Consider the following 23173-nt stretch of genomic DNA (forward strand, 5'->3'; position numbering starts at 1 on the left):
GCGGCTTGCCAACAGCCGCGACATGAGATTTGCGGAGACCTCCCATGCCGGCGCGCCACTGGGGTGACCTCAAGACCACCGACTTCGACCGGCTGGACCCCGCGACGACCGTCGCCGTCCTGCCGCTCGCCGCCATCGAGCAGCATGGGCCGCATCTGCCGGTCTCCACCGACACGTCCATCATGCAGGGCATGATCGAGACGGCTTTCCCGCTGGTGGGGGAGGGTGTGACCGCGCTCTTCCTGCCCATCGAGGCCGTGGCGAAGTCCAACGAGCACCTCCATTCCAAGGGCACGCTGACGCTCTCGGCCGAAACGGTGCTGCGCGGCTGGATCGACATCGGCGAGAGCGTCAAGCGCGCCGGCATCTCGAAGATCGTGCTCATGACCTCCCACGGCGGCAATCTCGACCCGATGCGTGTGGTGGCGCGCGAGCTGCGCGTGCGCTTCGGCCAGCTGGCGGTGGTGACGAGCTGGACCGCCTTCGGCCGCCCGCCAGGTCTCTACGGCGATCTCGACATCAAGCACGGCATCCATGGCGGCGATGTCGAGACATCGCTGATGCTGCATTTCCGGCCCGATCTCGTGGACATGGCCCAGGCCAAGCTCTTCGAGCCGATCATGGTCGCCATGGAGAAGGAGTTCACCTATCTCCGTCCTACCGTGAACCACGCCTTCGGCTGGATGGCGCAGGACATCCATCCCGACGGGACCGCGGGCGATGCCTCGCTGGCGACGCCTGAGAAGGGCCGCGCCACCGCCGCCTGGCAGGCCGGGGAATTCGTCAAGCTGCTCGACGACATGGCCCGCTTCGACATCAGGCGCCTCTATAAGGCGACCTGACCGTTTCAGCCGACGAGGTCGTCGCCGTCGACGCGGTGCAGGTCGAAGGCGAAGATCCGCGTCGCTGCTTCCGGCCGCTGGAAGGCAAGGTCATAGGCCTTCCAGCGCACGTCGCGGACCTGGCCGGCATGGAAGGTTGCGACCGCATGGCCGGCAATGGTGTCGTGCGACAGCAGCACGCCGCGCAGGATGCCGTCCATCCGGTCCGATACACGGCTGAACAGCTCGACGGCATTCTGGCGGATCACCAGCTTGCGCTCGCGGATGTTGAGGAATTTGAGGAAGGGCGGATTGCAATTGAGGATCGTGCCGTCGCGCGCCAGCACCAACATGCAGCTCGTGGATTCCGCCACCAGCGTGTCGAGGCTGGAGCGCAGCGCCTGGACCATGCCGGCCTGGCGCGCCTCGCGGTCGCAGGACCGGTAGAGGCCGATCACCACGGGATGGCCGTGGATCCGGCGCAGCACACAGACCGATTCGATCTCGATGCCGCTCTGGTCGAGGTCATCGAAACGGAACCGGACCGGGCCGGAATGCCCCTCGTCGATCGCCTGCTTGAGGTGGCCGCGGAACGTCGCGGAATCCGCGTCATTGGCCTGCCGGAGCAGATCGGTCAGCGTCGCCCGCACGACGAGGGCCGCACCCGTCGGGCCCACCCGTTCCCAGCGCACGGCCTCCGTCTTCAGGTCGATGGACCAGCTGTGGATGCCGAGCCGGGAGAGGAGTTCGCTGTGCCGTTCCTGGTGGCCGCCGGCCTCCGGCGCAAGCGGCGGGGCGGCGACGATCGGCGGGTCGGACTGCGCGGCGACGAGCATCAGGGACATGAAAGCGCCCTTTCGATGAGCTGATCATCGCGCAAATCCATAAAACAATGCGGAAAGAAGACGGACAACGAAGGCTGAATTGTTGACCTCGGGCTGGATGAACCGATCTTCATCCTGTCGTATCGGGTGGGCACCAAGGCTCGTTGCGAAAGCCGACAATGGTCGGCAGGGCCGGTCACCCGCGCAATGCCCCAGCGCTTGTCCGATGTTCGGCTGCGATCACGTGGTTGGCCGCTGAACGGCGATCAACGGCAAGTCGTCTGGCGGTCATGGCGCGCGGTGACCGGGCGCCGAAGACCGCCCGGAGGATCGGGCGGTCCGGCAGTCATCTGTTGTCCCGCTGATCGCCGTGGCGATCATGCCGCCCGGACGGTGGCCAGGAAACTGTCGACCTGCGTCTTGAGGCTGGAGCCCTGGACCGCGAGTTCCTGGGCGGCCGACAACACCTGGGCCGAGGCCGAGCCGGTTTCAACGGCGCCGCGATTGACCTGGGAGATGTTGGAGGCGACCTCCGTCGTCCCCTTGGCGGCCTCCTGGACGTTGCGAGCGATCTCGAGGGTCGCGGCGCCTTGCTCCTCGACAGCTGCGGCAATGGCCGTGGAAATCTCCGACACCTCGACAATGCTCGTCCCGATCGTCCGGATGGCGGAAGCGGCCTCGCGCGTTGCATTCTGCATCGAGATGATCTGGGCAGAGATCGCCTCGGTCGCCTTGGCCGTCTGGCTGGCCAGAGCCTTCACCTCGCTTGCCACGACGGCGAAACCCTTGCCGGCCTCGCCGGCGCGCGCGGCTTCGATCGTCGCGTTCAGCGCCAGGAGGTTGGTCTGGTCGGCGACGGCGGTGATCAGCTTGACCACCTCACCGATGCGCCCGGCGGAGTCGAGGAGCTCGGTGACTTTGGCATCGGTCGAGTTCGCCAGTTGCACGGCCTGCTGCGCCCGGCGCGAGGATTCCTGCACCTGGCGTCCGATCTCGCCGACCGACGAAGACATTTCGTCGGTCGCCGCGGCGACGGACTGGACATTGCCCGCTGCCTCTTCCGAGGCGGCCGCGACGATGGTCGAAAGCTGCTGCGCCGATCCGGCCGTCTGTGTCAGCGTCGCGGCCGCGGCCTCGAGTTCCGAGGAGGCCGAACTCACCGTGCTGACGACTTCGCCGATCTGCTTTTCGAACGCAGCCACGGCACCGGAGACGACGTTGGCGCGACGCTCCTTCGCGGCCCGCTCTGCTTCCTGCTCGGCGGCCAGGCGTCGGCTCTCCACCAGATTGCTCTTGAACGTTTCGAGGGCGCCCGCGAGGTGACCCACTTCGTCCTTGCGGCCAAGGGCCGGCACATCGGCTTGGGCGTCACCGTCGGCGACCTTCAGCATGGCGGCTGTGATGGATTTCAGCGGCCTCGTGACCATGCCCACGACGATGGCCGCCATCAGACCGCCACCGGCAAGCAGGCCGAGGATCGTCGTCGCGATCATAAGCCAGACGGCGCGCTCGAAAACCTCATCGGAACGCTGCAGCATTTCCTTCTTGCGGGCTTCATTGCGGTTGTCGAATGACGCCAGTGTCTGACGCTCCTGATCGACGGCAGGGTGGGCCTCGCGAGCGGTCTGGGCAGCGCCCTGCAAATCCCCACTGCGGGCCTGGGCGCGCAGTCGCTGATGAGCGGCCTCGTACCGTTCGGCAGCCTGGCGGATCCGGCCGACCTCGGTACGCCCGGCCTCGGTGAAGGTCATCGGCATCAATTCATCCAGCCGGGCGAGCAGCTGCCTGTACTGCTGGTCGGCCGCCGCCTCGTATTGCTGGCGTTGGGAGGGCTGCAGGTCCTGGCTCTGCGACCGCGCATCGGTCACGTAAGCCAAGAGGTGGGTGGCGACGCGGCCGGCGACGAAAAGCCTCTCGCTTGCCTGGTGAAGATCCCTCTTGGCGTCGTACATCTGTTTCAGCGATACAAATGCAACGGCACCAACAGCCACCATGGCGACAATCAAGATGGCCGCAGCGGCCATGATCTTCGTGGCAATGGCGCGGTTTTGAAACCAAACCAACATCGAGCATTTCCCCTTTCAGCCATACGCCTCTCTGGCGTTGACGTGAGGTAAGGCTGCGCCCAAACAACAAAGTATGAACGGCAATTGAGGAGAATCTTTCCTGTTGTTCAGAAGGGGACAACTCGCGCGGTCAAGATGATGGCCACGGTTCCGATAGGTGTTTTTGCGTAGGGGGGTTGCGTATTGTGCGCTTGTGCAACGGATAGATACGGCGTCCGAGCGAAGAAGGCCGTCATGCAGAATTGCATGGCGGAAATTGGCATCGGCGCCCCTGAACGGGGCGCCGATCCATGGTGACAGGTCGCGTTCTTCTTCTATGGGTGACGTCGCGTGACGTCTGCGGGCCTTTCGAGCCGGGAGCGGTCTGCGCCCGGACGATGTCAGTCCCCGTGAGCCCCCCGACCGATGCAAACTCCCGCCACCCCATTGTCGAGCAAGGGGGACCCGGCGCCAGCGAGCCGGATCTGGCCGCGTGGACAGACAGCTCAGGCGAGCGAACGGGAGGCGGTGCGCACCTTGACGGTGGCTTGGTCGATCTCGGCGGTGGAGCTGGCGATCTTCTTCATGCTGTGGGAGATAGCTTGAGCGCCCTCCGCCGCCACCCGCATGTTCGAGGACATGTCGGCCGTGACCGCGCTCTGTTCCTCCACTGCCGCGGCGATGGTGGTCGAGATCTCGCTGATGCTGAGGATAGTCGAGGAGATCTCGCCGATCGCCCCGACCGCGCCATCTGTGGAGGCCTGGACGGAGGCGATCTGGGCGGCGATCTCCTCTGTCGCCTTGGCGGTCTGGCCGGCGAGCGATTTCACCTCGGATGCGACCACCGCGAAGCCGCGGCCGGCTTCGCCGGCGCGCGCCGCCTCGATCGTGGCGTTGAGGGCGAGCAGATTGGTTTGGGCAGCAATGCCGTTGATGAGCTGGACCACGTCGCCGATGCGCGCGGCAGCGGCCGACAGCCCGGCGACGATGTCGCCGGTGCGGGCAGCCTGCTCCACCGCCGCGCCGGCGATGTCGCGGGCGCGGGCGACCTGGCGGCTGATCTCGCTGACCGAGGCGGCGAGTTCCGAGGCGCCCGAGGCCATGGCCTGCACCTTGCCGGACGTCTCTTCCGAGGCATCCGCCACCTCCGTCGCCTCGTTGCGAGCGACGGTCACGGCCTGGGAGATCCCGGTGAGCCCGCCGCCGATGTCCCGCACCGCGGCCTCACGTTGCTGCGCGGCGAGAACCTCCGCCGTCACGTCGGAGGCGAACTTGACCACCTTGAACGGTCGGCCGCTCGCATCGATGATCGGGTTGTACGAGGCCTGGATCCAGATCTCCCGGCCGCCGTTGCCGCTGCGGCGGTAGCGCCCGGCATGGAACTCGCCCCGCCCGAGCTTTTCCCAGAACGCGCGATACTCGGCGCCCTCGCGCTCCTTGGGATCCATGAACATGCGGTGGTGCCGGCCGCGGATCTCGTCGATCCCATAGCCGACCGCGCCGAGGAAATTGGGGTTGGCGGCGATGATCGTGCCGTCCGGCTCGAACTCGATCACGGCCAGCGATCGGTTCAGCGCCTCCAGCTGGCCGGCGGCCTCGGCCGTTTGCCGTTTGGCCGCGGTGATGTCGGCGGCATACTTGACCACCTTGAAGGTGCGGCCGCGGCGGTCCTTCAACGGATTGTAGGAGGCCTGGATCCAGATCTCGCGGCCCCCCTTGCCGATGCGGCGAAACTCCGCGGCGCGGAACGCGCCGGCCGCGAGATCCCGCCAGAGCGCACGATAGGCCGCGCTCTCCCGCTCCTCGGGCACCACAAACATGCTGTGGTGGCGGCCGCGGATCTCGTCGAGGCCATAGCCGACCGCCGCGAGGAAATTAGCATTGGCGCTGAGGATCGTGCCATCCGGCTTGAACTCGATCACGGCTTGCGAGCGGTCGAGGGCGGCGACCTTGGCGGCGGTGTCGGAGGAGAAGATCGGCATGGACGTACCTTTGGAAATGCGAGCCGTGTCAGCTTGGCTTTACATTCCCTTGGGTAAGCCTTGTCTCTTGACAGATACTGAATGTGGATTGAGGCGGCGTGCGACAATCTGTCCGTCTCGGTGTCGCAGGTGCGAGCAGTCGTCTCGGCTCAGAAGGACCGCACCATACACAGGACCGGTGCCAGGCCGCGTGCGGCCTGGCCTATGGTTGGCCTCAGGCGAGCGAACGGGATGCCGCCCTGACTTTGCCCGTCGCCTGGTCGATCTCGGCGGTGGAGCCGGCGATCTCCTTCATGCTGTGGGAGATGGCCTGAACGCCCTCGGCCGCCACGCGCATGTTCGAGCTCATCTCGGCCGTCACCGCGCTCTGTTCCTCCACCGCCGTGGCGATGGCCGTCGAGATCTCGCTGATGCGCATGATGGTCCCGGAAATGTCGCCGATGGCGCTCACCGCATCCTGGGTGGAGGCCTGGACCGAGGCAATCTGGGCTGAGATTTCCTCCGTCGCCTTGGACGTCTGGGTCGCAAGGCTCTTCACTTCGGAGGCCACCACCGCGAAGCCCTTGCCGGCCTCACCCGCGCGTGCCGCCTCGATCGTGGCATTGAGCGCGAGCAGATTGGTCTGGCCGGCGATGTTGGTGATCAGCTGAACGACATCGCCGATGCGCGCAGCGGCCGAGGTGAGGCCGGAGACGATATCGCTGGTGCGCGTCGCCTGGGCGACGGCCCCCGCCGAGATTTCCCGGGCGTGGGTCACCTGGCGGCTGATCTCGCCGACCGAGGCCGCAAGCTCCTCGGCACCGGCCGCCACTGCCTGGACGTTGCCGGAGGTCTGGGTCGAGGCTGCCGCGACCTGCGTCGCCTCGTGGGTGGCCTTGGAGACCGCCTCGCCGATGCCGGTGAGGTCGCCGTCGATCTGCCGCTGGACCACCGTGCGGCGCTCCTGCTCCTTCACCTGCGCGGTGATGTCAGTGGCGAATTTCACGACCTTGAACGGTTTGCCGTTCATGTCGAAGATCGGATTGTAGGTGGCCTGGATCCAAACCTCCCTGCCGCCCTTGCCGAAGCGCTTGTACTGGGCGGCCTGGAACTCGCCGCGGGCGAGGGCGGCCCAGAAGTCGCGATAGGCGGGGCTCTTCGTCTCGGCCGGATCGACGAACAGCGAGTGGTGCTTGCCGCGGATCTCCTCCAGCCCGTAGCCAACCGTCGACAGGAAGTTCTGGTTGGCGGTGATGATCGTGCCGTCGAGATTGAATTCGATGACCGCCTGCGCCTTGTGGATCGCGGCAAGCTGGCCCTCGATATCGGCATTGCGCAGCTTCTGCGTGGTCACGTCGGTTGCATATTTGGCGACCATGTAGACCCGGCCGCGCTTGTCGACGATCGGGTTGTAGGAGGCCTGGATCCAGACCTCCTTGCCGCCCTTGCCGATGCGCTTGTACTCGGCGACCTGGAACTTGCCGGACCGAAGCGCGTCCCAGAAGGCGCGGTAGCCTGGGCTGTCCTTTTCCTCGGGCGCAACGAACATCGAGTGATGCTTGCCACGGATCTCCTCGAGCCCGTAGCCCATGGCCTTGAGGAAGTTGTCGTTGGCCGTCAGAATCGTTCCGTCCGGTTGAAACTCGATGACGGCCTGGGACCGATCGATCGCTGCCAGCTTGTCGGCCGCGCCATCACGAAAAAACATCTGTCCCCCCTCGGAACGTCCTTGCCGTATTCGGCGTGACGCTAGGGAACAGCGTTGATCTTGAAGGGATTCTGAATCGGATTATCGACAAACCTCTGAGAATTTGACGGAGCGGCAACCATTGGCCGCATCAGGGGCGCAAGGTGCCGAAATGTCGCAGCTGTGGAAGGCTTGAACAAACTACAGTTGTGCAATGGCTACGCAGAATCGGTGGGCGCCGTGGCGAGCCATGCGCCTGTGCATGGTGTTTTTCGCCCATCGAAAAGAGGAGCCCGGCGGACAGTGGGTGGAACAATCGACATATCGCGCCTGTCGCAGCTCACGGGGGTCAACGTCTCGACCCTGCGCAGCTGGGAGTCGCGCCATGGATTGCTGCGGCCCGCGCGCTCGTCCGGCGGTTACAGGCTCTACGCGCCGGAGGATGTCGAGCGGCTTCTGGTCATCAAGGACCTGCTGGCGCGCGGCAGCCGGTTGCCCGAACTCAAGAACCTGTCGCTCGACGAGCTGAAGGCGCTCCACGCCGCGGCCCCGGCCGACGATCCCTTCTCGCGCGACGCGATCATCCATCTTGAACGGGCAGTGGACGAGCGTGACGTGGACCGCTTCGCCATCCTCCTGCGGATGTCCTTCGCGTCCTTGCCGGCCGCGGTCGCCGTTGATGTCTTCTCCCACGCGCTGCGCCATGTCGGTCGGCGCTGGGAAGAGGGCGTGATCGGCGTCGGCCTCGAACATCGCCTCTCGGCGCGGGCCCGTGAGGTCGTCCAGTCGGCCACCCAGGCGCTCGCGCCGGCGGCTCACCGACCGGCCCTGGCCTTTGCGACCCTGTCCGGCGAGCAGCACGAGCTCGGATTGCTGGCCGGGGCCTACACCGCGGCCGCCCTCGGGCACGCCGTCATCTATTATGGCGCGGGCATGCCGCCCTCCGACCTCGCCCGCAACGTGGGCGAGTCGAGCGCCGCGGCCCTCATCCTGAGCATCGTCCACGCCGATGGACCGGGCGCGATCGAACGACAGATCGCCGAGGTCGTTGCGCATCTGTCGGTGGCGACTCCCGTCTGGATCGGCGCCCATGCCAGGACGTTGGCCGGCGTGACGCTGCCCGAGCGCGTCGTGGTGATGAGCGGCTATGCGGACCTGCGCCGCCGTCTCACGCTTGCCTTCGGGGCGTGACGCCTCACGCGGCGACTGGCACCACATCGACCGCTACGCCAATCTCCTGTTCGCCGGCGGCAATGACCACGCCGCCATTCGGCGCCACATCGACGAAGTCACGGCCGATGGCGAGTACGATATGGTCCTCGCCGACGATCAGGCCATTGGTCGGATCGAGGCCCCACCATCCGAGCTCGGCTCCGCACCAGACCGAGACCCAGGCATGGGTGGCGTCCGCGCCTTCGAGCCGCGGCTGACCCTTCGGCGGGATGGTGCGCAGGAAGCCCGAGACATAGGCCGCCGGCAGGCCGAGGCCGCGCAGCCCCGAGATCATCACATGGGTGAAGTCCTGGCAGACCCCCTTGCGCATGGCGAAGGCCTTGGCGGCCGGCGTCGAGGCGTCTGTCGCCCCCGGCGCATAGGTGAAATCGGCCTGGATGCGCTTGGCGAGGTCGAAGGCCGCTTCCAGGATCGGCCGGCCCGGCGGGAATGAGGCACTGGCATAGGCGCGGATGGCGGGATCGCGCGGCACATAGGTCGAAGGGAAGAGCGCGTGGACGGGCGAGGTGGCCGACAGGTCGGCGCTGGCGAAGGCGGTCTCGCGCACCCGCTCCCAGGGCGGGTCCATGCCGGGCAGGGGGCGTCCCTGTCCCGTCACCTGGACGCGCGCGCGCATGTCGATGATGAGTTCCCGGTGCGGCCTGTCGAGATCGAGAAAGACGCGGCGATTGCCGAAGAAGTCGATGTCGTCGCGCCGCTTGGCGGGGGCCGGCGAGATCGTCACATCGCAGCCGACGACGCGCTGGCCCGGCCGGTCCACGGGCAGGATCCGCAGCACGTGCTGGGCGAAAACGACGGAGCGCGCATAGCGGTAATCGGTGACCTGGCGAACGTCGTAAAGCATCAGAACAGATCCCCGGCACCGCGTGGCAGGGCCCCGTCGCGATGGGTGAAATAGTGCTCGGAGATTTCGTCGGAGACGGCCATGAGCCGCTGCTCCACCGCCAGGATCTGCTTGGCATCGAGCGTGTGGGCATCGGCGGTTTGCAGATCGACGCGGGCGCGGGCGATCAGCTTCTCCGGCAGGTTGAGCCGGCCATCGTTCAGATGGTTCGGCAGGTGGCCGAGATGGTCGGCGATGCGCTCCACCTGGAAGGCGACGGAGCGCGGATTGTTCGGGTCGAGCATGACGAGGTCGAGCACCGGCGCGCGGGCTGCGATCATCACGTAGCGACGGCGATAGGTGATCTGGCTGTCGGCAAGCGCCAGCATCAGGTCGAAGCCGCCGGTGCCGGCCCGTCCATCGGCGAAGGTGCGGGCGAAGCGGCAGGTCGCGAGCGCCCGCTCGATCCGCTTGCCGATCTTCATGAAATGCCAGCCCATGAGCTGGCTCATGTTCTCCTGGACCAGGCCGGAAAACACTGCCGCGAGCCGCAGCCCCGCCTCGACGCGGTCGAGGGCCGAGCCTTCAGGTTTGGCGCCGCTTTCGGCGAGGCGCACCATGTCACCGATGGTCTTCCAGGCGTCCGGCGAGAACCGGTCGCGGATGACCGACGCCGCATGGAGCGCCGCCCGCGACAGGGCGAGCAACCCGCCGGGCGCATGACCATGGAGGACGACCGCGGCGACGGCCTGCGGATCCGCCACTGTCGGCTCGCGCGGCAGCGCCTCCCATGACACGAGGAGTTCAACGATGCGGCGTACCACGTCGGCGCTCATCGCCTCGCCGCCACCGACCTGGTCGCCGAGCACCCGGATGAGGCGCAGCGTGCCCTCGGCGCGCTCCATGTAACGGGCGAGCCAGAAGAGATTGTCCGCCGCCCGGCTCGGCAGCGAGGCTGTGGCGCGCCTGAGCTCGATCTTGTCCGGCGTCGGCATCAGCGTCGTTTCCACGACAGGGCCGTCGCTGAGCACGCAGACATCCGCCGAACGCCCGCCGGCCTGCATCGTCACGGCCCGGGCATCCACCCGGTCGCTGATGCGGCAGAAGCCGCCCGGCATCACCTCCCAGCGGCCGTCCACGCGGGCGAGGAAGAGGCGCAGGATGAAGGGGCGGGGTTCGAGATAGCCGTCGGTCCAGACCGGCATGGTCGACAGCTTCACCGCCTCCTGGGCTACGAAATCGGAGCCGCGGATACGGATTTCCTCGGCGAGCCGCAGCTTGCGCTCGGCGTCGAGGTCGGAGGCGAGCACCGCCCCCTCGGGAAGCAGGCCGGCGATGGTCTGGGTGAAGGCCGGGGCGATGACGAAGGAATCGAGATCGGCGATGACCGCGCCGCGCTCCAGCGGCTGGCCGCACCACCAGGTCGCGACATGCGGGATGGCGAGGTCGCGGCCAAGGCGGGCGCGGGCGATGGAGGGCAGGAAGGCGAGGAGAGAGCGGGCCTCGACCACGCCCGAGCCCAGCGCATTGGCGAGCGTCACAGTGCCGGAGCGGATGGCGTGGACGAGGCCGGCGACGCCGAGCTGCGAGCGCGGGTTGAGCTCGAGCGGATCGGCGAAATCGGCGTCGAGCCGGCGCCAGACCATTTCGAGCTTCTTGAGGCCCGAGACGGTGCGGACGTAGAGGCTGTCGTCGCGCACCGTCAGGTCGGCGCCTTCCGCGAGGAGGAAGCCGAGATAGCGCGCCAGGAAGGCGTGTTCGAAATAGGTCTCGTTCAGCGGCCCGGGTGTCAGCACCGCAACGCGCGAATCTGTCGCCTGCGCATGGGAGGAGAATTCCGAGCGCAAGGCCTGGAAGAAACCAGCGAGCCTTTCGACCGGCAGCGTGCGATGGATCTCGGGCAGGGCCCGCGACATGGCGAGGCGGTTCTGCAGGGCATAGCCGGCACCGGACGGTGCCTGCGCGCGGTCGCCGAGCACCCACCAGCGTCCGTCCGGGCCGCGCCCGACATCGACGGCGTAGTAGAGGAGGTGCGAACCGCCACGCGGCGGGATCCCGACGAGCGGGCGGAGGAAGTCCGGCGATCCGGCGAGCGTGGCGCCCGGCAGCAGCCCGTCCCGCACCAGTTCAGCGGGTCCAAACAGGTCCTTCAGAACCATGTCCAGCAGTTCGGCGCGCTCGGCAAGGCCCGCGCTCAGCGCCTTCCATTCGTCCGGGGCGATGACGAGCGGCATATGGGCGAGGGGCCAGGTCCGCTCGCTGTTCTGCGGGTCGTCATAGACCCGGTAGAAGACGCCGGATTCGCGCAGGTAGCGGTCTGCGCCCGCAAAGCGGCGCTCCAGTTCGCGCGGGCCGAGATCGGCCAGCGTCGCCAGGATCGGCTTCCAGTGCTCGCGCGGCTCGCCGTCCGCGTCCAGCATCTCGTCATAGACGCCGGGCACGGGCTGATAGCGGGCCAGCATCGCCAGGATGCGTTCGGCGCGGGAATCGGTCGTGCGGTGGCCCCTGACGGTCATGCGGCCTCAATGCACCGGAGGACGGCGCAGGTCGAGCGTGGCGGGGAACTCGCCGGACCTTTCGGACCGCGGTGGATCGACGAGGCCGGGCGTGTGGCCGTGGTCCTGGAACCGGGCACGGCGACGCGCCTCCGCCTCATAGGCATTGACGGGGAAGGTGTCGTAGTTGCGCCCGCCGGGATGGGCGACGTGATAGACGCAGCCGCCCATGGAGCGCCGGCTCCAGGTGTCGACGATGTCGAAGGTCAGCGGCGCGTGGACGGGAATGGTCGGATGCAGGCCGGAGGGCGGCTGCCATGCCTTGTACCGCACCCCGCCGACAAATTCGCCGGTGCGGCCTGTGGGGGTGAGCGGCACGGGCCGGCCGTTGCAGGTGACGGTGTGGCGCTCCGGCTGGAGGCCGAGCAGGCGCACCTGCAGGCGCTCCACCGAGGAATCGACATAGCGCACGGTGCCGCCGATGGCCCCTTCCTCGCCGAGCACGTGCCAGGGCTCCAGCGCCTGGCGGATCTCCATGCGGACGCCGGCATGGTCGACCTGGCCGGCAAGGGGGAAGCGGAACTCGAACTGCGCCTCGAACCAGGTGGGATCGAAGGCATAGCCGGCCCGCTCGAGGTCGCCGAGCACGCCGAGGAAATCCTCCCAGACGAAATGCGGCAGCATGAAGCGGTCGTGCAGGGACGTGCCCCAGCGCACCAGCGGCCCGTCCTGCGGCTCCTTCCAGAACCAGCCGATGAGGGCGCGGATGAGGAGCTGCTGGGCAAGGCTCATGCGCGCGTCCGGCGGCATCTCGAAGCCGCGGAACTCCACGAGGCCGAGCCGCCCCGACGGGCTGTCGGGCGAGAACAGCTTGTCGATGCACAGTTCGGTGCGGTGGGTGTTGCCGGTGGAATCGACGAGAAGGTTGCGGAACAGGCGGTCGACCAGCCAGGGCGTCGGAGCCTCGCCCTCGCCGGGCTTCGGCACCATGGCCATGGCGATCTCGAGCTCATAGAGCCCGTCATGGCGCGCCTCGTCGACGCGCGGCGCCTGGCTGGTCGGGCCGATGAACATGCCCGAGAAGAGGTAGGACAGGGACGGGTGGCGCTGCCAGTACAGCACGAGGCTCTTCAGGAGGTCCGGCCGTCGCAGGAAGGGCGAATCCGCCGGCGTCGCGCCGCCGACCACCACGTGGTTGCCGCCGCCGGTGCCGGTGTGGCGGCCATCGAGCATGAACTTCTCGGTGCCGAGCCGCGACTGCCGCGCCTCCTCATAGAGCGTGCGGGTGATGTGGACGCAGTCGCGCCAGGAGGTGGCGGGCTGGACATTGACCTCGATGACGCCGGGGTCCGGGGTCACCTTGATGACATTGAGGCGCGGATCGGTCGGCGGCGGATAACCCTCGACATGAACGGTGAGGCCGAGCTCCTTGGCCGTTGCCTCGGTGGCGACCAGCAGCTCAAGATAATCCTCCAGCCGCTCGGTCGGCGGCATGAAGACACAGAGCTTGCCGTCACGCGGCTCGACGGCGAGCGCCGTGCGCACGGAATTGCCCTCGCCCAGCACCTGTTCGACCTGCTGGGTGCGCTCGGCCTCGCGCTGGCGCTCCGCCGAGATGCGCTGGACGATCCGTCCCTCGATCTCCTGCGGATCGGGCAACTCGGCCGGGACCGAGCCGGGATCGGCATTGACCACGTAGGGGTAAGCGGCTGGCGCGACATAGGGCAGGGACGCCAGCGGCAGGCGATAGCCGACGGGGCTGTCGCCGGGCACGAGGAACAGCCGCTCCCGCTTCAGCTTCCACTTCTCGGTCATCCAGTTCGACCGTGAGGCGGCGGCATTCCAGCGCTGGACGGGGAGCACATAGCCGGAGGGCTCGGTCAGGCCGCGCTCGAAGACCCGCGCGATGCGGGCCCGGGCCTCGGCATCCTCGAGCTTCGAATCCAGCGGATCGACATTGACTGGCAGCTCCGCCTCTTTCAGCACCCAGTGGGCCGGATCCTCCCAGGCGGGGATGGCGGATTCGCTGTCGAGGCCGAGCTTGTCGGCGATGCCGGAGACGAGGGCCGCCGCGCCGTCGATGGTGGCGGCAACGTCGCCCGTCTCCTTGGCGATGAGGCTCTCGTCACGCCAGATCGGCTTGCCGTCACGCCGCCAGTAGAGGGCGAACGTCCAGCGCGGCAGGCTCTCGCCCGGATACCACTTGCCCTGGCCGTAATGCAGGAAGCCGCCGGGAGCGAAGGATTCGCGCAGCCGGCGGATCAGCACGTCGGCGCGGTCGCGCTTCATCGGCCCGACGGCGCCGGAATTCCACTCCTCGCCCTCGTAATCGTCGATGGAGATGAAGGTCGGCTCGCCGCCCATGGTGAGGCGCACGTCGTTCGCCACGAGATCGGCATCGACGGCCGCGCCCAGGGCATCGAGCTTGTCCCAGGCATCGTCGGAGAAGGGCGCGGTGACCCGCGGTTTCTCGTCGACTCGGTCGACGCGCATGTCGAAGGCGAAGCTGACCTCTGCCGGATCGACGGCTCCCGAGATCGGCGCGGCCGAGCGGTAGTGCGGCGTCGCGGCGAGCGGGATATGGCCTTCGCCGCAGAGCAGCCCCGAGGTCGGGTCGAGGCCGATCCAGCCTGCGCCCGGCACATAGATCTCCGTCCAGGCATGGAGATCGGTGAAGTCCTTGTCGGTGCCGGCCGGGCCGTCGAGCGCCTGGAGGTCGGGCTTCAGCTGGATCAGGTAGCCGGAGACGAAGCGGGCCGCGAGGCCAAGGCGGCGGGCGAGCTGGACGAGGAGCCAGGCCGAATCGCGGCAGGAGCCCGAGCCGCGCTCGAGCGTCTCGTCGGGGGTCTGCACGCCCGGCTCCATGCGGATGACGTAGCGGATTTCCTCCTGCAGCCGCTGGTTCAGCGCCACGAGGAAATTCACGGTCTGCATCGGCTCGCGCGGGATGGCGGCGAGATAGCGTTCGAAATCCTCGCCCGCCGGCTCGGTCACGAGGTAGGGCGCGAGCTCCTCGGCGAGATGCGGCGCATAGGTGAAGGGGAAGCTGTCCGCATAGGCCTCGATGAAAAAGTCGAAGGGATTGACCACCGCCATGTCGGCGACGAGGTCGACCGTCACGGAGAATTCCGTGGTCTTCTCGGGGAAGACGAAGCGCGCGAGCCAGTTGCCGTGCGGGTCCTGCTGCCAGTTCACGAAATGCTGCTCGGGGACCACTTTCAGCGAATAGCTCGGCACGGCGGTGCGGCTGTGCGGCGCCGGGCGGAGCCGGATGACCTGGGGGCCGAGGGTGACCGGCCGGTCATAAAGATAACGCGTGACGTGATGGAGCTTCGCGAGAATGGCCATGGGTCCGATGGGTAACGGGTGCTGCGCGACCGGTCAAAGAAAAGAGCCGCCCCGCTCGTCGCAAGCAAGCTTCGCGCCGCAGCCATTCCTACGACGGGGTTTCCAAGCTCGCGCGCTCGCCCGATAAACCCGGCGCGGAGACACGACCATGCCCATGACCATTCCCGGACCCGACGATCATGCCGACCTGCGCGAGGCCGTGCGCGACCTCTGCGGGCGCTACGACGACGCCTACTGGCGCAAGATCGACGAGGAACGCGGCTATCCCGAAGCCTTCACCGAGGAACTGACCAAGGCCGGTTGGCTCGCCGCCCTCATCCCCACCGACTATGGCGGCTCCGGCCTCGGGCTGACCGAAGCCTCGATCATCATGGAGGAGATCAACCGCTCGGGCGGCAATTCAGGCGCGGTCCACGGCCAGATGTACAATATGGGCACGATCCTGCGCGGCGGCTCGGATGAGCAGAAGGCACGCTACCTGCCCAAGATCGCGGCGGGCGAGCTGCGCCTGCAGACCATGGCCGTGACCGAGCCGACCACCGGCACCGACACCACGAAGCTGAAGACGACCGCGGTGCGCAAGGGCGACCGCTACGTCGTCAATGGCCAGAAGGTCTGGACCAGCCGCGTCCAGCATTCCGACCTCATGGTGCTGCTCGCCCGCACCACGCCGCTCGATCAGGTGCGCAAGAAGTCCGATGGTCTCTCGGTCTTCCTCGTCGACCTGCGCGAGGCCATCGGCAAGGGCATGACCGTCCGGCCCATCCGCAACATGGTCAATCATGAGACCAACGAGGTCTTCTTCGACGATCTCGAAATTCCGGCGGAGAACCTGGTCGGCGAGGAGGGCAGGGGCTTCAAGACCATCCTCTCCGGCCTCAATGCCGAGCGGACGCTGATCGCCGCCGAGTGCATCGGCGACGGCTATTGGTTCATCGACCGCGCCAAAAAATACGGCAGCGAGCGAATCGTCTTCGACCGACCCATCGCCCAGAACCAGGGCGTGCAGTTCCCCATTGCGCGGGCCTATGTGAACATCCGCGCCGCAGACCTCATGCGCTTCAACGCCGCGGCGCTCTGCGACTCTGGCGCGGAATTCGGCGCCGAGGCCAACATGGCCAAGCTCCTGGCGGCGGATGCCTCCTTCGAGGCCGCGAATGCCTGTATCCAGACCCATGGCGGCTTTGGCTTCGCCGCCGACTATGATGTCGAGCGCAAGTTCCGCGAAACGCGGCTCTATCAGGTCGCGCCCATCTCCACGAACCTCATCCTCGCCTATGTCGGCGAGCACGTGCTCGGCATGCCGCGCTCATACTAGCCCTGCGCCCGAAGGCCGTGCCGCAACGCGGTTCGGCCTTGACGCCGCCGCGTTTTTCCGGCCTTCGATGGCTGCACACCCGGATCGGGGATCGTCGTGCAGCTTTACCTTCCCATCGCCGAGATGCCCGTCAACATGCTCCTCATCCTGGGCATGGGTCTGGCGATCGGATTCATCTCCGGCATGTTCGGGGTGGGGGGAGGCTTCCTCCTGACGCCCCTGCTCATCTTCATCGGCATTCCGCCGGCGGTCGCCGTTGCATCGGTCTCTGGCCAGATCGCCGCCTCCTCGCTCTCCGGCACGCTGAGCTACTGGCGCAAGAATGCGGTGGACGCCAAGCTGGTGGGAGTCTTGCTCTCCGGCAGCATGGTCGGGACGGCGGCCGGCGTCATGGTCTTCTCGCTGCTGCGCCGGGAGGGCCAACTCGACCTTTTCATCGCGCTGTCCTACGTGACCCTGCTCGGGGGCATCGGCCTGCTCATGGTCATCGAGAGCGGCCGGGCGATCAGGCGCGCCCGGTCGGGCGAGCCGCCGAAGCTGCTGCCGGCCCGCGACCGGCGCATCGCCTCGTCGCTGCCCTTCGTCATGCATTTCCCGCGCTCGCGCATCACCGTCTCGGCCATTCCCGTTGTCGCCATCGGCCTCGGCATCGGCTTTCTCGGCTCGATGATGGGCATCGGCGGCGGCTTCCTTCTCGTGCCGGCGCTCATTTACCTGCTGCGCGTCTCCACCACCGTCGTCATCGGCACGTCGAGCTTGCAGACACTGGCCACCATGCTCATGGCGGTGGTCTTCCACGCCATGACCAATGCCTCCGTCGACGTGGTGCTGGCCCTTCTGCTGATGATCGGCGGGGTCATCGGCGCGCAGTTCGGCGCCCGCACCTCGCTCGCCATGAAGGGCGAGGAACTTCGGCTCCTCCTCGGCCTCGTCGTGCTGGCGGTGGGCATCCGCTTCCTCATCGACCTCGTGGTGCAGCCGGACGATCCCTTCTCCAACACCGTCATCGAATGGGTCGGCCGGACATGACCCGTCTCGCCGCCATCCTCGTGCTGCTGTTGGCGACCGGGGCGGCGCGCGCCGAGACAATGATCACCTCGCTCTCGACCCACCGCCTGCAGATCACCTCCAACTTCGTCGGCTCGCAGATCGTCCTGTTCGGCGCCATCGAGCGCGATGCCCAGACGATCTCGCGCGCTGGCGGCTATGACCTCGCCGTGGTTGTCCGTGGCCCCAAGGCCCGCGTCATCACCCGCCAGAAGTCGCGGGTCTTCGGCATCTGGATGAACACCGACGGCCGAGAGTTCATCGATGTGCCGAGCTTCTATGCGCTGCTTGGCAACAAGGCCGCCTCTGACCTCGCCGATCTCGACCTGCGCGCCCGCCAGCAGATCGGTATCGACGCCATCACCGCCATCACCCCGCGGCTCGGCACCAATCCCGGCATGACACCGGCCTTCCGTGAGGCCTTCCTGCGCATCAACCGGGCCAAGGGCCTTTATGTCGAGAACCCGACCGGCGTGACGTTCCTCACGCCCAATCTGTTCCGCGCCAACATCCCGATCGTGCCGAACACGCCGGTGGGCACCTTCGATGTCGACATCTTCCTGATCTCGGGCGGTGTCATCCTGGCCCGGGAGAGCACCAATTTCGAGGTGGCGAAGACCGGCTTCGAGGCCTTCGTCGCCAATGCGGCGCGCGACCAGGGGCTGTTCTACGGCCTTGCCGCTGCCATGCTGGCACTGGTCACCGGCTGGGTCGCCAGCGTCGCCTTCCGGCGCGACTGACATGCCGTCATCGCCCCGTCTCGCCATCATGGCACGCCCCGTCACGCGGCACAGGATGCGGGCATGACCGAGGACATCGACAGGAACTGGCGCGAGCGCTGGGCGGGGCGCTGGTTCCTCTATGCGGCCGGCCTCACGCTCGCCCTGGTCCTGCGCTTCGTCGGGGCGGTCGACTGGCCCTTCGCCCTCGGTGCTGGCCTCGCTCTCGTCGCCGCCGGCTTCGTCGTGCGCCTGAGACCCCGCGGCCGGGCGCCTCTCGAGGAGACGCTGCTCGCCCGCCGTGCCGCCCGCCTCACCGATCTCACGGTCGAGGGCCTCATGGCGGCGCTGCCTGTGCCGGCGGTGCTGCTCGATCCCAAGCTCGTCGTCCGCACCCACAACGGGACGGCAGCGGCGCTGCTGCCGGGCCTGCGGCGCGGCGAGCCGCTGATGCTCTTCCTGCGCGCTCCGGAGGTCGTGGAGGTGGTGCGCCGGGCGCTCGCCACCAACGCGCACCAGGTCATCGACTACCAGGAGCGCGTGCCGGTCGCCCGCTGGTTCAGCGTCGATGCCGTTCCGGTCGCTGTGACCTCGGAGGCCCGCGACGGGGAGCGGCCCGACTACATCCTCATCGTGTTGCGCGACCTCACCGAGGAGCGCCGGCTGGAGCGCCTGCGGGCCGACTTCGTCGCCAATGCCAGCCACGAACTGCGCACGCCGCTCGCATCCGTTCTCGGCTTCATCGAGACGATCCAGGGGCCCGCCCGCAACGATGCCGCGGCCCGCGACCGCTTCCTCGGCATCATGCTCACGCAGGCGCGCCGCATGTCGCGCCTCATTGACGACCTGCTGTCGCTGTCGCGGGTCGAGCTCAACGAGCATGTCCGCCCCACCGACACCGTCGATCTCGTCGCGCTCATCGCACAGCTGCGCGACACGCTCGGGCCGGGCGCGGCTGAACAGGGGGTGACGATCGAGGTCAGCGCGGCTGCGCCCTCGCTGACCGTACTGGGGGACCAGGACGAGCTGTTCCGCCTTTTCGAGAACCTCGTCCAGAACGCGGTGAAGTACGGCGCCGACGGCAAGCGCGTCGTGGTGAGCCTCGAGAGCGAGGGGCGCGATGGCCGGCCGACCGAAGCAGTCGTGACGGTGCGCGATTTCGGACCCGGTATCCCGGCCGAGCATCTGCCTCGCCTCACCGAGCGATTCTACCGCGTCGATGTGGCGTCCAGCCGCGACAAGGGCGGCACGGGCCTTGGCCTTGCCCTCGTCAAGCACATCGTCAACCGCCATCGCGGCAGGCTGGCCATCGCCAGTCCGCCAGGGCAGGGCGCCTCGTTCACCGTGCGCCTCGAACTTGCCGGCGCCGCTGAACCTGCGCCACAGGCGGGCTCCGAAGCTCGCGGAGCAGCCTGAGGGCGGTTTCGTCTTAAACCTGTCAAGACATTGAAATAACACTGTTACAAGTGTCATTGATGCGTCACGGGAGGGGCCTAGAAGAAGCCTCGCGGTCGCGATGGCGCGACCCGGCCGCCTGCCGCTGGAGCCTGTCATGACCGAACATACCGTCAGCGCCTACGAGAACGAGCTCAAGGGTCTCGCCCAGCGGGTGGCGGAGATGGGCGGCCTGGCCGAGAAGCAGATTGTCGGCTCGATCGACGCTCTCATCCGCAACGACCACGAACTTGCCCAGCAGGTGCGCGCCGCCGACCCGCAGATCGACGCCCTGCAGCGGCAGATCGAGGAGACCGGCATCCTCATCATCGCCAAGCGCCAGCCCATGGCGGTGGACCTGCGCGAAATCGTCGGTGCGCTGCGCATCGCCACCGATCTCGAGCGCATCGCCGACCTCGCCAAGAGCAATGCCAAGCGCGTTCTCGCCATGAACGGCGCCCAGCAGCTGCCCAAGGTCACCGGCGGCTTCGACGCCATGGCCCGCCTCGCCATGGAGCGGGTGAAGCAGGTGCTCGACGCCTATGCCCAGCGCGACGTCGCCGCGGCCCTCGAGGTCTGGGGCGCCGATGGCGACATCGATGCCCTCTACAATTCGCTGTTCCGCGAGCTGCTCACTTACATGCTCGAGGACCCGCGCAACATCGGTCCCTGCACCCACCTCCTGTTCTGCGCCAAGAACCTGGAGCGCATCGGCGACCACGCCACCAACATCGCCGAGACCATCCACTACATGGTCAATGGCGTCGCGCTCGTCGATGAGCGCCCGAAGCTCGACACGATCAGCATGGTTCCGGTGGCGTGAGGCACGCGCCGTACCGGACCCGCGAACGGAGCGATTGATGACCGCACGCATCCTGGTGGTCGAGGACGAGGAACCGATCACCGTCCTCCTGCGCTACAACCTCGAGGCTGAAGGCTATCAGGTCGAGGTCGTCGGGCGCGGCGATGAAGCCGAAGTGCGACTGCGCGAGGCCGTCCCTGACCTCGTGCTTCTCGACTGGATGCTGCCCGGCCTCTCCGGCATCGAGCTTTGCCGCCGCATCCGCGTGCGCCCGGAGACCGAGCGCCTGCCGGTGATCATGCTCACCGCACGTGGCGAGGAGGGCGAGCGCGTCCGCGGGCTCGCCACCGGTGCGGACGATTATGTGGTGAAGCCCTTCTCGGTGCCTGAGCTTCTCGCCCGCATCCGCGCGCTGCTGCGCCGGGCGAAGCCAGAGCATCTGTCCAGTGTGCTGAAGTCCGGCGACATCGAGCTCGACCGCGAAACGCGCCGCGTTCACCGTGCCGGCCGGGAGATCAATCTCGGCCCGACCGAGTTCCGCCTGCTTGAATTTCTCATGCAGTCGCCGGGCCGCGTCTATACCCGCGAACAGCTGCTCGACGGTGTCTGGGGCCGCGACGTCTATATCGACGAGCGCACGGTTGACGTCCATATCGGGCGTCTGCGCAAGGCGGTGAAGCGTGGCCGCGAGGCGGATCCGATCCGCACGGTGCGCGGCTCCGGCTATTCCTTCAACGAGCGCTTCGCCGGCGGGGCGGCCTGAGGCCTCACGCCTCGAGGCTCTCCTTGAGGATCTCCAGTTCCAGCCAGCGGTCCTCGGCTGCCGAGAGTTCGCCCTGCGCCTTGGTCATGGCGGCGCTGGCCTTGTCGAAGGCGGCGCGGTCGCGTGCATAGAGCCCGGGATCGGCGAGGATCGCCTGGAGCTTGGCGATATCGCGGCCGAGCGCATCCATACGTGCGGGCAGGGTGTCGAGGTCGTGCTTGTCCTTGAAGGACAGTTTTCGGCGCTGCTGGTCCGCAGGCTTTTCGGTGCGCGGCGTGGGGGCTGTCGGGCTCTCCGCCTTCGGCTTCTCGACCGTGCGGGCGGACACGCCCGCCCCGCGCTGCATCACCATGTCCGAATAGCCGCCGGCATATTCGATCCAGCGTCCCGCGCCTTCGCTCACCAGCACGGAGGTGCAAACGCGGTCGAGGAAGTCGCGGTCATGCGAGACGAGGATCACCGTGCCGGGGAAGTCGGTCAGCATTTCCTGCAGCAGATCGAGCGTCTCGAGGTCGAGATCATTCGTCGGCTCATCAAGAACGAGGAGGTTGGCCGGGCTCGCCAGGGCTCGGGCCAGCATCAGCCGGCCGCGCTCGCCGCCGGAGAGCACGCCGAGCGGCGTGCCTTTCTGTTCGGGGGCGAAGAGGAAGTCCTTCATGTAGCCGACCACGTGGCGGTTCTCGCCATTGATCGTGACATAGTCGCCGCGTCCGCGCGTCAGCGCCTCGGCGAGCGGCATGGCCGGATCGAGTTCGTCGCGCTTCTGGTCGAGATTGGCCATGGCGAGATTGGTGCCCAGCTCGATCGACCCTGAATTGGGCTCGAGCACGCCGGTCAGCATCTTGACCAGCGTGGTCTTGCCCGCGCCGTTCGCCCCGACGATGCCCAGCCGGTCGCCGCGCAGGATGCGGATGGTGAGACTGTCGACGATGGTCCGGTCGCCGAAATGTTTGGAGATGCCGCGCGCCTCGACCACCCGCTTGCCGGAGAGGTCGGCATCGCTCACCGTCATCGACACCGTGCCGACGGCCTTGCGGTGCTCGCGAAAATCCTTGCGCAGGGTGTGGAGGTTGGCGAGGCGGCGGACATTGCGCTTGCGCCGCGCCGAGACGCCGTAGCGCAGCCAGTGCTCCTCGCGGGCGATCTGCCGGTCGAGCTTGTGCTGCTCCTTCTCCTCCTGCTCCAGCACCTCGTCGCGCCAGGCCTCGAAATGGGCGAAGCCCTTGTCGAGCCGGCGCGTCATGCCGCGGTCGAGCCAGACGGTCGTCCGGGAGAGGTTTTCGAGGAACCGCCGGTCATGGCTGATCATGACGATCGCCGAGGGCAGGCGCTTCAGCGTCTTTTCCAGCCACTCGATGGCCGGCAGGTCGAGGTGGTTGGTCGGCTCGTCGAGGATGAGGACGTCCGGCTCCGGCGCAATGGCGTGCGCGAGAGCGGCGCGCTTCGCTTCGCCCCCCGAGAGCGAGGCGGTGCCTTCCTCGCCGGTCAGTCCCAGCTCTTCCAGCAGCATCCGCGCGCGATAGGGGTCATCGCCGGGCCCAAGGCCGCTTTCCACATAGGCAAGGGTGGTCGGGAAGGCCGAGAGATCAGGTTCCTGCAGGAGATAGCGGATCGTCGCGGTCGGCTGGGCGAAACGGCTGCCGGAATCGGCCTCCACCAGTCCCGCGGCGATCTTCAGAAGCGTCGATTTGCCCGAGCCGTTGCGGCCGACCAGCGCCAGCCGGTCGCCGGCTTCCACCGACAGCGCGGCGGCGGTCAGCAGCGGCGTGCCACCGAAGGTGAGGGCGATGTCCTGGAGCTGAAGAAGGGGAGGAGCCATGGCCCGCCGTCTAGCATCCCCGCGCGGCTCGTGC

At 67.6% G+C, this 23173-nt stretch carries 16 protein-coding genes; 8 read left to right on the top strand and 8 right to left on the bottom strand.

What is annotated here, in order from left to right; genetic code table 11:
• The first annotated feature begins 44 nt into the window (after window positions 1-44).
• On the top strand, window positions 45-842 hold the full coding sequence (locus O9344_RS07140) for a creatininase family protein (protein ID WP_298474652.1): 798 nt from the start codon (window positions 45-47) through the stop codon (window positions 840-842).
• Window positions 843-847: 5 nt separating this feature from the next.
• On the opposite strand, the gene O9344_RS07145 is transcribed toward O9344_RS07140, so the two are convergent.
• The 4 genes from O9344_RS07145 to O9344_RS07160 form a co-directional block, all read right to left on the bottom strand.
• Complete coding sequence (locus O9344_RS07145; RefSeq protein ID WP_298474653.1) at window positions 848-1666, bottom strand: hypothetical protein; 819 nt, start codon at window positions 1664-1666, stop codon at window positions 848-850.
• Between the two features lie 356 nt (window positions 1667-2022).
• A complete protein-coding gene (locus O9344_RS07150) occupies window positions 2023-3711 on the bottom strand; it encodes a HAMP domain-containing methyl-accepting chemotaxis protein (protein ID WP_298474655.1) in 1689 nt (562 codons plus the stop codon).
• A 485-nt stretch (window positions 3712-4196) separates the two neighbouring features.
• Window positions 4197-5672 carry a PAS domain-containing methyl-accepting chemotaxis protein gene (locus O9344_RS07155; RefSeq protein ID WP_298474657.1) on the bottom strand — a complete coding sequence of 492 codons (1476 nt, stop codon included), beginning with the start codon at window positions 5670-5672 and terminating at the stop codon, window positions 4197-4199.
• A gap of 214 nt (window positions 5673-5886) precedes the next feature.
• Window positions 5887-7359 (bottom strand): PAS domain-containing methyl-accepting chemotaxis protein, encoded by a 1473-nt coding sequence (locus tag O9344_RS07160; RefSeq protein ID WP_298474659.1) that lies wholly within the window; start codon window positions 7357-7359, stop codon window positions 5887-5889.
• Between the two features lie 162 nt (window positions 7360-7521).
• Here O9344_RS07160 and O9344_RS07165 point away from each other — a divergent pair, with 162 nt between their 5' ends.
• The gene (locus tag O9344_RS07165) at window positions 7522-8529 is read left to right on the top strand and encodes a MerR family transcriptional regulator (RefSeq protein WP_298474661.1); all 1008 of its coding nucleotides are present in this window, start codon (window positions 7522-7524) and stop codon (window positions 8527-8529) included.
• 4 nt (window positions 8530-8533) lie between these two features.
• Here the strand turns inward: O9344_RS07165 and O9344_RS07170 are convergent, their stop codons facing one another.
• From O9344_RS07170 to O9344_RS07180, 3 genes are read right to left on the bottom strand one after another with little or no spacing between them, the layout of a single operon-like run.
• Entirely contained in the window at window positions 8534-9415 is an 882-nt protein-coding gene (locus O9344_RS07170) for a transglutaminase family protein (RefSeq protein ID WP_298474663.1), read from the bottom strand.
• Window positions 9415-11910, bottom strand: a complete 2496-nt coding sequence (locus tag O9344_RS07175) for a circularly permuted type 2 ATP-grasp protein (protein WP_298474665.1) — start codon at window positions 11908-11910, stop codon at window positions 9415-9417. The genes O9344_RS07170 and O9344_RS07175 overlap by 1 nt, the downstream gene beginning before the upstream one ends.
• Before the next feature lie 6 nt (window positions 11911-11916).
• Window positions 11917-15237, bottom strand: coding sequence for a transglutaminase family protein (locus O9344_RS07180; RefSeq protein WP_298474667.1), 3321 nt, complete (start codon window positions 15235-15237; stop codon window positions 11917-11919).
• A 154-nt stretch (window positions 15238-15391) separates the two neighbouring features.
• On the opposite strand from O9344_RS07180, the gene O9344_RS07185 reads away from it, so the two are divergent.
• From O9344_RS07185 to phoB, 6 genes are all read left to right on the top strand, one after another.
• Window positions 15392-16555: an acyl-CoA dehydrogenase family protein gene (locus O9344_RS07185; protein WP_298474669.1), complete on the top strand. Its 1164-nt coding sequence runs from the start codon at window positions 15392-15394 to the stop codon at window positions 16553-16555.
• 96 nt (window positions 16556-16651) lie between these two features.
• A complete protein-coding gene (locus tag O9344_RS07190; RefSeq protein WP_298474671.1) occupies window positions 16652-17584 on the top strand; it encodes a sulfite exporter TauE/SafE family protein in 933 nt (310 codons plus the stop codon).
• Complete coding sequence (locus tag O9344_RS07195; protein ID WP_298474673.1) at window positions 17581-18342, top strand: TIGR02186 family protein; 762 nt, start codon at window positions 17581-17583, stop codon at window positions 18340-18342. The genes O9344_RS07190 and O9344_RS07195 overlap by 4 nt, the downstream gene beginning before the upstream one ends.
• 63 nt (window positions 18343-18405) lie before the next feature.
• The gene (locus tag O9344_RS07200) at window positions 18406-19737 is read left to right on the top strand and encodes an ATP-binding protein (protein ID WP_298474675.1); all 1332 of its coding nucleotides are present in this window, start codon (window positions 18406-18408) and stop codon (window positions 19735-19737) included.
• A gap of 136 nt (window positions 19738-19873) precedes the next feature.
• The gene (gene phoU, locus O9344_RS07205) at window positions 19874-20578 is read left to right on the top strand and encodes a phosphate signaling complex protein PhoU (RefSeq protein WP_298474677.1); all 705 of its coding nucleotides are present in this window, start codon (window positions 19874-19876) and stop codon (window positions 20576-20578) included.
• A gap of 37 nt (window positions 20579-20615) precedes the next feature.
• Window positions 20616-21320, top strand: coding sequence for a phosphate regulon transcriptional regulator PhoB (gene phoB / locus O9344_RS07210; protein ID WP_298474679.1), 705 nt, complete (start codon window positions 20616-20618; stop codon window positions 21318-21320).
• 4 nt (window positions 21321-21324) lie between these two features.
• Here the strand turns inward: phoB and O9344_RS07215 are convergent, their stop codons facing one another.
• On the bottom strand, window positions 21325-23139 hold the full coding sequence (locus O9344_RS07215; protein ID WP_298474681.1) for an ABC-F family ATP-binding cassette domain-containing protein: 1815 nt from the start codon (window positions 23137-23139) through the stop codon (window positions 21325-21327).
• Window positions 23140-23173 lie beyond the last annotated feature (34 nt).

This window comes from Phreatobacter sp., assembly GCF_027532945.1.
GTDB lineage: Bacteria > Pseudomonadota > Alphaproteobacteria > Rhizobiales > Phreatobacteraceae > Phreatobacter.